The organism is Bradyrhizobium genomosp. I (2014) (assembly GCF_000261685.1).
GTDB lineage: Bacteria > Pseudomonadota > Alphaproteobacteria > Rhizobiales > Xanthobacteraceae > Bradyrhizobium.
Map to the genome: position 1 here is coordinate 21,562 of NZ_AJQE01000103.1, position 9,663 is coordinate 31,224.

A 9,663-nucleotide genomic window follows, 5' to 3' on the forward strand; every position below is an offset into this window, starting at 1 on the left:
CAGCGTCGCCGCACACGCGGTGTCATTCCCCCGCGAAAGCGGGGAATCCAGTACGCCGCCGCCCCTCCGTATCCCATCACTGCCTCTGGAATACTGGATCGCCCGCCTTCGCGGGCGATGACAGCTGTGGTGGGGCGACGGCATGGCCGCCACTCCCACACTCGCACCGCAATAAAGATCTTCTAAATCTTCCTGCCTACACAGTGAATTGCTTCTCTTTTTGACCGCTGGCGTAGTAGAATCGTCGAAATCACCTCACGCCGGACTTCCTGCCATGATCTTCCGCCAGCTCTTCGACAGCGTTTCAGGCACCTACAGCTACCTCTTGGCCAGCCGCCCCGGCGGTGAGGCACTGATCCTCGATCCTGTGCTGGAGAAGGTCGACCGCTACTGCCAATTGCTGCGCGAGCTCGACCTCAAGCTGGTCAAAGCGGTCGACACCCATCTGCATGCCGACCACGTCACCGGGCTCGGCGAGCTGCGCGACCGCACCCATTGCATGACCGTGATGGGCGACCAGACCAAGGCCGACGTGGTGGCGATGCGGGTGGCCGACGGCGACAAGGTGACGATCGAGGGCCTGTCGCTCGACGTGATGTACACGCCGGGCCACACCGACGATTCCTATTCCTATCTGATGGGCGACCGCGTCTTCACCGGCGACACGCTTCTGATCCGCGGCACCGGCCGCACCGATTTCCAGAACGGCTCGGCGCGCGCGCAATACGATTCGATCTTCAATCGCCTGCTCAAGCTGCCGGACGAGACGATGGTGTTCCCGGCCCACGACTACAAGGGCGACACCGTCTCCACCATCGGCGAGGAGAAGCGCTACAATCCCAGGCTCCAGGTGCGCTCGGTCGACGAATATATCGAGCTGATGGCGAACCTGAAGCTGCCCAATCCGAAGATGATGGACGTGGCGGTGCCCGCCAACATGCACGTCGGCCTGCATCAGGAGGAGCTCGAGAAGGAGGGGCGCGCGCTCAGTGCAATCGAGGCGATCCGCATCCTCGGCCGGCCCGACATCCTGCTGGTCGATCTGCGCGAGACCAACGAGCGGCTGAAGCACGGCACGCTCGAAGGCGCGCTGCACACGCCCTATCCGTCCGTCGAGGAGAGCCTCAAGCCCGGCGGCATGCTGCGCGAGGTCGCGGCCGCCACCGGCCGCCGCGTGGTGTTCTTCTGCGCCTTCGGCGAACGCTCGGCGATGGCGGTGGCGGCTGCGAAGGAAGCGGGGCTTCTCAACACCGCCCATATCGCCGGCGGCATCGATGCCTGGAAGAAGGCGGGCGGACCCGTCATGCACTGACTTGCCAGAGGTCAGAACCTGGACATATGTTCCGGGCTAGAGTCGGATGCAGCATCACCATCCGGGAACAGCCATGGCCAAGATCGGCAAGCCGAGCGAGAAGCCCAAGCAAGCGGACGACAAGGCGAAGAAGCCTCCGCCTCCGCGCGCCACCGATGACGACGACTACGAGGACGGCGACATCGCCACGCCGAAACGCGACCGCTATGGTCCGGACGACGAGCCGTTGTGAGGGCATGAAGCTGCCTCGCGAACGGTGCGTTCCCTCCCCCGCAAGGGGGGGAGGGAGCACAGTGTGTCACACTGGACCACCGAGCAATCATCGAGATTGCAGCGTCCTCGCCGCGCTAGCTGCCATGCGCCTCCGTTCATGGACAAATAACCGCTCTCCCCGATAGTTTGCGCGTCCATCGGGAGTGAAACGGAGCTGCAATGGTCGACGTTCTCGCCGCACCGCAGCAAGGCAAGGCGGACAGCGCGCTGCGCACGCTGACGGGAATCTCGATCGCGCATTGGGTCAGCCATTTCCATCTGCTGGTCCTGCCGATGCTGTTTCCGTTCCTGAAGGAAAGGCTCGGCGTCGGTTACGTCGAGCTCGGCTTCGCACTGACCACGCTTGCCGTCGTCTCGGGCCTGACGCAGGCGCCGATCGGCTATCTCGTCGACCATTTTGGCGCGCGCAAAATCCTGCTGGTCGGGCTGACGCTCGGCGGGCTCGCGCTGATCCTGCTCGGCCTGCACCTCAGCTACGCCTCGCTGATCGCCTGCGCCGTGCTGCTGGGCCTCGCCAACAGCGTCTATCATCCCGCCGACTACGCGATCCTGGCCGAGCACATGGACGAGGCGCGGATGGGCCGCGCCTTCTCGGTGCACACCTTTGCCGGCTATCTCGGCGGCGCGTTGACGCCGGCGATCGTTGCCGCGCTGGTCACCCTGTCCGGCGGCTTCGGCGCGCTGATCGCGTCGGGCGCGATCGCGATCCTGGTGGCGCTGCTGCTGGTCGCCATGGGCATTCCCGAGGCCGGCGCGCACAAGAAGAAGCCGGGTGGCGAGAGCGCGCCGAAGCAGGCGGTGATCACGCCGGCGCTGATTACGCTGACGGCACTGTTCATGCTGCTCAGCCTGTCGGTCGCAGGCATCAACAATTTCGGCGTGGTCGCGCTGATGAGCGGGTATGGTGCCACTTATTCGATCGCCAACGTCGCACTGACCGCATTCCTGGCCGCCAGCGCCGCCGGCGTGCTCGCGGGCGGCTTCCTCGCCGACCACACCGGGCGCCACGGCTATGTCGCGGCGGCCTGCTTTGCCGCCAATGCGGCAATCGTGCTGCTGATCGCGCTGGTGACGCTGCCGGGCTGGGCCCTGACCGCGGCGATGACGGCCGCGGGTTTTCTCTCCGGCGTGATCGCGCCCTCGCGCGACATGCTGGTGCGCAATGCGGCGCCGGCTGGCGCCGCCGGGCGCGCCTTCGGCATCGTCTCGACCGGCTTCAATCTCGGCGGCATCGTCAGCCCGCTGCTGTTCGGCTGGATCATGGATCAGAGTGCGCCACATTGGGTGTTCGGCGCGTCCGTGATCTTCATGGTGGCAACGGTGGTGCTGTCGCCATTCACGGAACGGAAGCCAATGAATACCAATTGAGCGGTCGGTATCGCTACAAATTCAGCTGTCGTCCCTGCCTGGTGCGCAATTGCGCACGGGGCGCAGGGACCCAGAACCAAGGCGAGAAGTCGTCGCGCGCGACTGACAACTCCAAGTCTTCGCCAAACAGCTCCCTGTGGTTGGGTCCCGGATCTGCGCTTCGCTAGTCCGGAACGACGGAAGAAAGAAACGCGTACAACAACAAAGCAAAACGGGAAGAAGCACCATGAACAATCCTGATCTCGTGATCCGCGGCGGCACTGTCGCAGATGGAAGCGGTGGCGCGCTGTTCGAGGCGGATGTAGCCATCACCGGCGGCAGGATCAGCGAGGTCGGCAAGGTCGCGTCGAAGGGCCGCGAAGAGATCGACGCGCACGGCAAGCTCGTGACCCCCGGCTTCGTCGACGTGCACACCCATTACGACGGCCAGGTCACCTGGAGCCAGGACATCACGCCGTCCTCGCAGAACGGCGTCACCACGGCGATCATGGGCAATTGCGGCGTCGGCTTTGCGCCGTGCAAGCCTGAGGACCACACCCGCCTGATCCAGCTCATGGAGGGCGTCGAGGACATTCCGGAGCCGGTGCTGAGCGCCGGCATTCCCTGGGCCTGGGAGAGCTTTCCGGACTACATGGACTGGCTCTCGAAGCGTAATTTCGACATCGACATCGGCGCGCAATTGCCGCATGCGGCGTTGCGCGTCTATGTTATGGGCGAGCGCGGCGCGCGCCGCGACCCCTCGACCGCGGAGGACAATGCGGCGATGGCAAAGCTCGCGGGCGAGGCGGTACGCTCGGGCGCGCTCGGATTCTCGACCTCGCGTACGCTCAACCACCGCACCTCGACCGGCGATTTCACGCCGACCTTGAAGGCGGGCGAGGACGAGCTCACCGCGATTGCCGGCGCGATGCATCGGGAGGGTCGCAGCGTGCTGCAATTCGTGCTCGATCTCTCGACGATCCACGAAGACCTGCCGATGATGCTGCGGGTCGCGGACAACACGAAATGCCCGATCTCGTTCTCGATCACGCAGAACGACAAGGCCCCGCAGCGCTGGCGCCAGACGCTGCACGAGATCAATGCGGCGGCCAGGCGCGGCCTCTCCATCACCGCGCAGATCGCGGCGCGCCCCGTCGGCCTCCTGCTCGGACTCGAGCTCTCGCGCAATCCGTTCCAGACCCATCCGAGCTACAAGGCGATCGCACATCTGCCACTGCGGGAGCGGCTGGCGCGGCTGCACCAGAGCGAGGTGCGCAAGGCGATTTTGGGCGAGACGGCGACCGCGACCGACGATCCGCTGTTCTTCCGGCCCGATTACGACAAGATGTTCCTGCTCGGCGATCCCCCCGATTACGAGCAGCCGCCGGAGAACGCACTGGGACCGCAGGCGCGCCGGCAGGGGCGTCCGCCGGAGGAACTCGCCTATGACGCCATGCTGTCGGACGGGGGCCGCGGCATGCTCTACGTGCCCTTCCTGAACTATTCCGACGGCAATCTCGATGCGACACGCGAGATGCTGCTCGACCCGCAATCCGTGCCAGGCCTGTCCGACGGCGGCGCGCATTGCGGCATCATCTGCGATGCGAGCTTCCCGACCTATCTGCTGACGCACTGGACGCGCGATCGCAGGCGCGGCGAGAAGCTCACGATCCCGTTCGTGGTCGCGGCGCAATCACGAAAGACCGCGCTCTCGGTCGGCCTCACCGACCGCGGACTCATTGCTCCGGGCTATAAAGCTGACGTCAACGTGATCGACTACGACCGTCTGCATCTGCATCCGCCGAAGGTGCATTACGATCTGCCGGTCGGCGGGCGGAGGTTGCTGCAGGATGTCGACGGCTACGAGGCGACCATCGTGTCGGGCGTGGTGACGCGGCGGCAGGGCGAGGCCACGGGACACCGGCCGGGGAAGCTGATTCGGGGCGCGCAGGGGGTGAACTAGGGGGAGGCTGCCGCTTACCCTCCCCTGGAGGGGGAGGGTCGATCGCGCGTAGCGCGAGCGGGGTGGGGTGATCTCTCCACTCGGGCACTGTTGGACGGGGAGAGACTGTCACCCCACCCCGCTACGCATTCTGCTTCGCTACATGCGCAGCGACCCACGGGCGAGCTGCGCTCGTCCCGGACCCCTCCAGGGGAGGGTAAGAAAGTGCCCCCCTTATGTCGGCGACACCGCACCCTTGAGCGGCGAGGCCTGCGCGGCCGTACCGCGCGTCAGCCTCGCCTTTTCGGTGTTCGGCCAGAGCAGCAGCAGGCCGATGACGCCGGAGCCGGCCATGACCACGGCGTTGATGGTGAAGCCGGTCATGTAGCCGTCGAGCATGCTGCCGGCGCGCTGGATCACGGTGCCCATCACGCTCGGCGCGATGATGCCGGAGAGCGTATAGAGCGCGCCGTAGATCGCGATGACCGCGCCGCGCTGCGAGGCCGGAGTGAACTCGCCGAGCATCGGCGGGCAGACCACGTAGATCGCACCGCACAGGCCGGATCCGACGACGAGCAGCGCAATCTGCAGACCGGCACCCTGCGCATGCGGCATCATGGCGAGAATCAGGCCGCCGGCGATCAGCGGAACCGAGCCGAGCACGCCGCGCGAAATGCGCGTGGTGTAGCCGCGCGCCATCATCACCTGCGAGATCCAGCCGGTGAGGATGACGACCGTGGCGCCGAACACCCAGGGCAGGATCGAAATGAAGCCGGCCTGGCTCTGCGAGAAGCCGAGCCCCTTGACGATGAAGGGCGTGAACCAGGTGAGGCCCAGCGACAGCGCCCAATAGGCGCCGAAGGTCGCGATCACGCAGCCGAGGAAGGTGCGCGAGGTCAGGAGCTGAATGTAGGGAATTTTCGGTTCGGTGACGGCGAGAACCTGGGTGTCCTCCAGCGGCCCTTCCTTGCCGAGCGCGAGCCAGGCACAAACCCAGATCAGGCCGACGATTCCGAGCGCGCCGAAGGCGTAGTGCCAGGAGTGATTGACGATGACCCAGTTCAGCGCCGGCACCGCCAGGATGACGCCGAAGGCCGAGCCCTGCGACAGGATCGCGGTCGGCAGCGTGCGCTTCTCGTCGGGGAACCACTTGTAGATCGCGTGCGCGGCGACGGAGAAGGCCGGGCCTTCGCCCGCGCCCAGCACGATGCGGCAAATCAGGAGCGTGGTGAAGGAGACGGTGCCGACCATCGGAAATTGCGCCAGCGCCCAGATCACCGCCAGCGTCAGCAGCACCCAGCGCGTCGGCACCTTGTTGACGATGAAGCCGACCACGATGGCCGAGATCGAGAACAGGAAGAAGAACGAGGACCCGAGCAGGCCGAATTGCTCGGCGTCGAGCTTCATGTCGGTCATGATCGGCACGCCGGCGAGACCGACGACGATCTTGTCGGCGAAGTTCACCACCATAAAGAGAAAGAGGAGAAACGTGACGGTCCAGGCGCCCTTTGGCGTTGACTTGGATTCCCCTGCCGTCTTGACCGCCGCATTGGGCGTTCCCTGAGCGCTCATAATTCTCCCCGTTTGTCTTTATTCGGCACTTTTTTGATTTGGCCGTCCTGGAAGCTAACAACGGCTTCGAGGCCAACGCAACCCCGGCATTTCCGGAGCAAGTGTGCTACGCAGCATTTCCGTCAATTCCGTCCGGCGCCATTCATCGTGCTGAGCATCCGAAATCTCTCCAAGACCTTCACGTCGGCCGGCGAACCGGTCCATGTGCTGCGCGGCGTCGACCTTGACCTCAAGGCCGGCGAGCGCGTCGCACTCACCGGGGAATCCGGCAGCGGCAAGAGCACGCTGCTGCACCTGATCGCGGGGCTCGATACCGCTGACGGCGGCACGATCCGGCTGGAGGAGATCGAGGTCACGAAATTGTCCGATGCGGGGCGCGCCGGCTTGCGGTGCGACCGGATCGGCCTGGTTTTTCAGCAGTTCAACCTGATTCCGAGCCTGTCGGTCGCGGACAATCTCGCCTTCCAGGCGCGGATCGCCGCCCGCCACGACGCGGCCTGGACGAAAGAGCTGGTCGAACGGCTTGGACTCGGCGCTCTTCTGAAGCGCTATCCCGAGCAATTGTCGGGCGGCCAGCAACAACGGGTCGCGATCGGCCGGGCGCTGGCGACAAGGCCCTCGCTGCTGCTAGCGGACGAGCCGACCGGCAATCTGGACGAAGCCACCGCAGAGGACGTGCTGGCGCTGACGCGCGACCTCGTCGCGCGCACCGGCTGCGGCTTCCTGATGGTGACGCACAGCCTGCATCTGGCTGCGACCCTCGACCGTCACCTCACCTTGCATGCGGGGCGCATTGCATGAGGCGCGCGCTGTGGATCCTCGCCGTGCTGCTCAGCCATTGGCGGCGTCACAAGATGCAGTTCGCGACGCTCCTGATCGGACTGATCGCGGCGACCGCGCTGTGGAGCGGCGTGCAGGCGATCAACCAGCAGGCCCGCCATGCCTATGACCGCGCCGCGGCGACGTTCGGTGGCGTGCGCACGGCGATGCTGGTGGCGCCAAATGCGGCAACCTTTCCGCAGGAGCTGTTCATAGAGCTCCGCCGCGCGGGCTGGCCAGTCTCGCCGGTGCTGGAGGGACGGGTCCAGATCAACGGGCGCTCGGTGCGGCTGCTCGGCATCGAGCCGGTGACACTGCCGGTCGATGTCGGCGACGCGCCGCGTCTCGGCGCTGCGGATCTGAGCAGCTTCGTCGCGCCGCCCGGCCAGACGCTGGTGGCGCGGGAGACGCTGACCGACTTGCAGGAGCCGGAAGGCGCAGCGCCAGCGATCAGCAATGGCACAAAGCTGCCGCCGCTGCGCGTGCTGCCGCAGCTCGTGCCCGATGTGCTCGTGGTCGATATCGGCGTGGCGCAGCTTCTGCTCAACAAGCCGGATCAGGTCTCGCGGCTCTTGATCGGCAAGCCGAAGGGCAAGCCAGCGCCGCTGGCCAGCGTCGTTGGCGATCGGCTGCAGCGGGTCGAGCCGGATGCGGAGACGGAGCTGGAGCGCCTCACCGACAGCTTCCATCTCAACCTCACCGCGTTCGGCCTGCTGTCGTTCTTCGTCGGCCTGTTCATCGTCAACTCCGCCGTCGGCCTCGCATTCGAGCAGCGACTGCCGATGCTGCGCACGCTGCGGGCCTGCGGCGCCTCGGCCCGGCTGGTCAACACGGTGCTGGTGATCGAGCTCGTGGCACTGGCACTGATCGCCGGAATGATCGGGCTCGCTTGCGGCTATTTCATCGCGGCTGCCCTGCTGCCCGACGTCGCGGCCTCGCTGCGCGGGCTCTATGGCGCGCAGATCCCGGGGCAGCTCACGTTACGACCCGAATGGTGGCTTGCAGGCATCGGCATCAGCGTTGCCGGCGCGCTGGTGGCCGCCGCAACCAGCCTGATCAAGGCGATCAGGATGCCGGTGCTGGCGACGGCGCAGCCGCGCGCCTGGCAGCAGCGGCAGCACCGCTGGCTGCTCCTGCAGAGCTGTGCGGCCTGCGCCGTGTTCGCGGTCGCGCTGCTGCTGCTCCACTACGGACAATCGCTGATCGCGGGCTTTGGCGTGCTTGCGGCCCTGATGTTGGGTGCGGCTCTGGTCCTGCCGGCCTTGCTCGAAATCATCCTGCTCGCTGGCCAGCGCGTTGCGCGAGGACCGCTGGCGCTGTGGTTCTGGGCGGACAGCCGGCAACAGCTTTCCGGGCTGTCGCTTGCGCTGATGGCGCTGCTGCTCGCTCTCGCCGTCAATGTCGGGGTGTCCACCATGGTGGAAACCTTCAGCCGCACCTTCATCGGCTGGCTCAACGGGCGGCTCGCCGCCGACGTCTACATCAGCGCATCCGATAATGCGCAAGGCGTCGCGATTCGAAACTGGCTGAAGGATCGGGGCGATGTGCAGGCGATCCTCTCGGGCGGACGCGCCGAGGCGCAAATCCAGGGCCGGCCGGTCGAATTGCTCGGCCTGCCCGATCACGCCCTCTATCGCGAGCGCTGGCCGCTGCTGCAAGCCGCGCCGCGCGCCTGGACCCGGCTGGTGCCGGGCAACGCCGCCTTCATCAGCGAGCAATTGAGCCGCCGGCTGAACGTGCGGATTGGTGACGTCGTCGAGGTGCCGGCGCCGGGCGGCAGCTGGGAGCTCGACATCGTCGGCATCTATGCCGATTACGGCAATCCCAAGGGGCAGCTCGCCGTGAACGTCGCCGCACTGATCCGGCGGTTTCCGCAGACGCCGCAGACGCGAATGGGCCTGATCGTCGCAAAGGAGAATATTCCCGGCCTGATCGCGGCTTTGCAGAAGCAGTTCGCGCTCGACGACCGCAGGATCGCCGACCAGGCGACGGTGAAGGCGGAATCGATCCGCATCTTCAACCGCACCTTCGCGGTGACCTCGGCGCTGAACGCCTTCACGCTCGGCGTCGCCGGCATCGCGCTGCTGACCAGCCTGCTGACGCTGGCGAACTCCCGCCTGCCGCAGCTCGCCCCGCTGTGGGCGATCGGCATCACGCGGCCGCGCCTTGCCGCGATCGAGCTGACCAAGACGCTCTCGGTCGCACTGTTCACGTCCCTGCTGGCGGTGCCGCTCGGCCTGCTGGTGGCGTGGTGCCTGATCGCGATCGTCAATGTGAAGGCATTCGGCTGGCGGCTGCCGTTCCATGTGTTTCCGCTGCAATTGGTCGAGCTGGTCGTGGTCGCACTGCTTGCTTCGCTGGTGGCCGCCTTGCTGCCGGTGCTGCGGCTGGGGCGGGG

The 9,663-nt window shown here is 66.3% G+C and carries 7 protein-coding genes; 6 read left to right on the plus strand and 1 reads right to left on the minus strand.

Annotated elements, in window-relative coordinates; all coding sequences use genetic code 11:
• Positions 1–274 precede the first annotated feature (274 nt).
• The 4 genes from IC50_RS10065 (at position 275) to IC50_RS10080 (ending at position 4,895) form a co-directional block, all read left to right on the plus strand.
• Positions 275–1,312 (plus strand): MBL fold metallo-hydrolase, encoded by a 1,038-nt coding sequence (locus tag IC50_RS10065; protein WP_035703571.1) that lies wholly within the window; start codon positions 275–277, stop codon positions 1,310–1,312.
• Positions 1,313–1,385: 73 nt separating this feature from the next.
• Complete coding sequence (locus IC50_RS42420) at positions 1,386–1,544, plus strand: hypothetical protein (protein WP_035703573.1); 159 nt, start codon at positions 1,386–1,388, stop codon at positions 1,542–1,544.
• Positions 1,545–1,744: 200 nt separating this feature from the next.
• Complete coding sequence (locus tag IC50_RS10075; RefSeq protein ID WP_035703575.1) at positions 1,745–2,953, plus strand: MFS transporter; 1,209 nt, start codon at positions 1,745–1,747, stop codon at positions 2,951–2,953.
• 226 nt (positions 2,954–3,179) lie between these two features.
• Positions 3,180–4,895 carry an N-acyl-D-amino-acid deacylase family protein gene (locus tag IC50_RS10080; protein ID WP_035703577.1) on the plus strand — a complete coding sequence of 572 codons (1,716 nt, stop codon included), beginning with the start codon at positions 3,180–3,182 and terminating at the stop codon, positions 4,893–4,895.
• Between the two features lie 213 nt (positions 4,896–5,108).
• Here IC50_RS10080 and IC50_RS10085 read toward each other — a convergent pair whose 3' ends face one another.
• A complete protein-coding gene (locus IC50_RS10085) occupies positions 5,109–6,446 on the minus strand; it encodes an MFS transporter (protein ID WP_035703580.1) in 1,338 nt (445 codons plus the stop codon).
• A gap of 147 nt (positions 6,447–6,593) precedes the next feature.
• Between IC50_RS10085 and IC50_RS10090 the strand changes: the two genes are divergently transcribed.
• Entirely contained in the window at positions 6,594–7,247 is a 654-nt protein-coding gene (locus tag IC50_RS10090; RefSeq protein ID WP_035703582.1) for an ABC transporter ATP-binding protein, read from the plus strand.
• Positions 7,244–9,663, plus strand: a 2,420-nt coding sequence (locus IC50_RS10095) for an FtsX-like permease family protein (RefSeq protein ID WP_035703584.1), incomplete at its 3' end; no start/stop codon positions are given. The genes IC50_RS10090 and IC50_RS10095, both read left to right, overlap by 4 nt.

Excerpts from the sequence above, each read along its gene's own strand:
- IC50_RS10065 (WP_035703571.1), top strand. The coding sequence starts at position 275 with ATGATCTTCCGCCAGCTCTTCGACAGCGTTTCAGGCACCTACAGCTAC.
- IC50_RS42420 (WP_035703573.1), top strand. The coding sequence starts at position 1,386 with ATGGCCAAGATCGGCAAGCCGAGCGAGAAGCCCAAGCAAGCGGACGAC.
- IC50_RS10075 (WP_035703575.1), top strand. The coding sequence starts at position 1,745 with ATGGTCGACGTTCTCGCCGCACCGCAGCAAGGCAAGGCGGACAGCGCG.
- IC50_RS10080 (WP_035703577.1), top strand. The coding sequence starts at position 3,180 with ATGAACAATCCTGATCTCGTGATCCGCGGCGGCACTGTCGCAGATGGA.
- IC50_RS10085 (WP_035703580.1), bottom strand. The coding sequence starts at position 6,446 with ATGAGCGCTCAGGGAACGCCCAATGCGGCGGTCAAGACGGCAGGGGAA.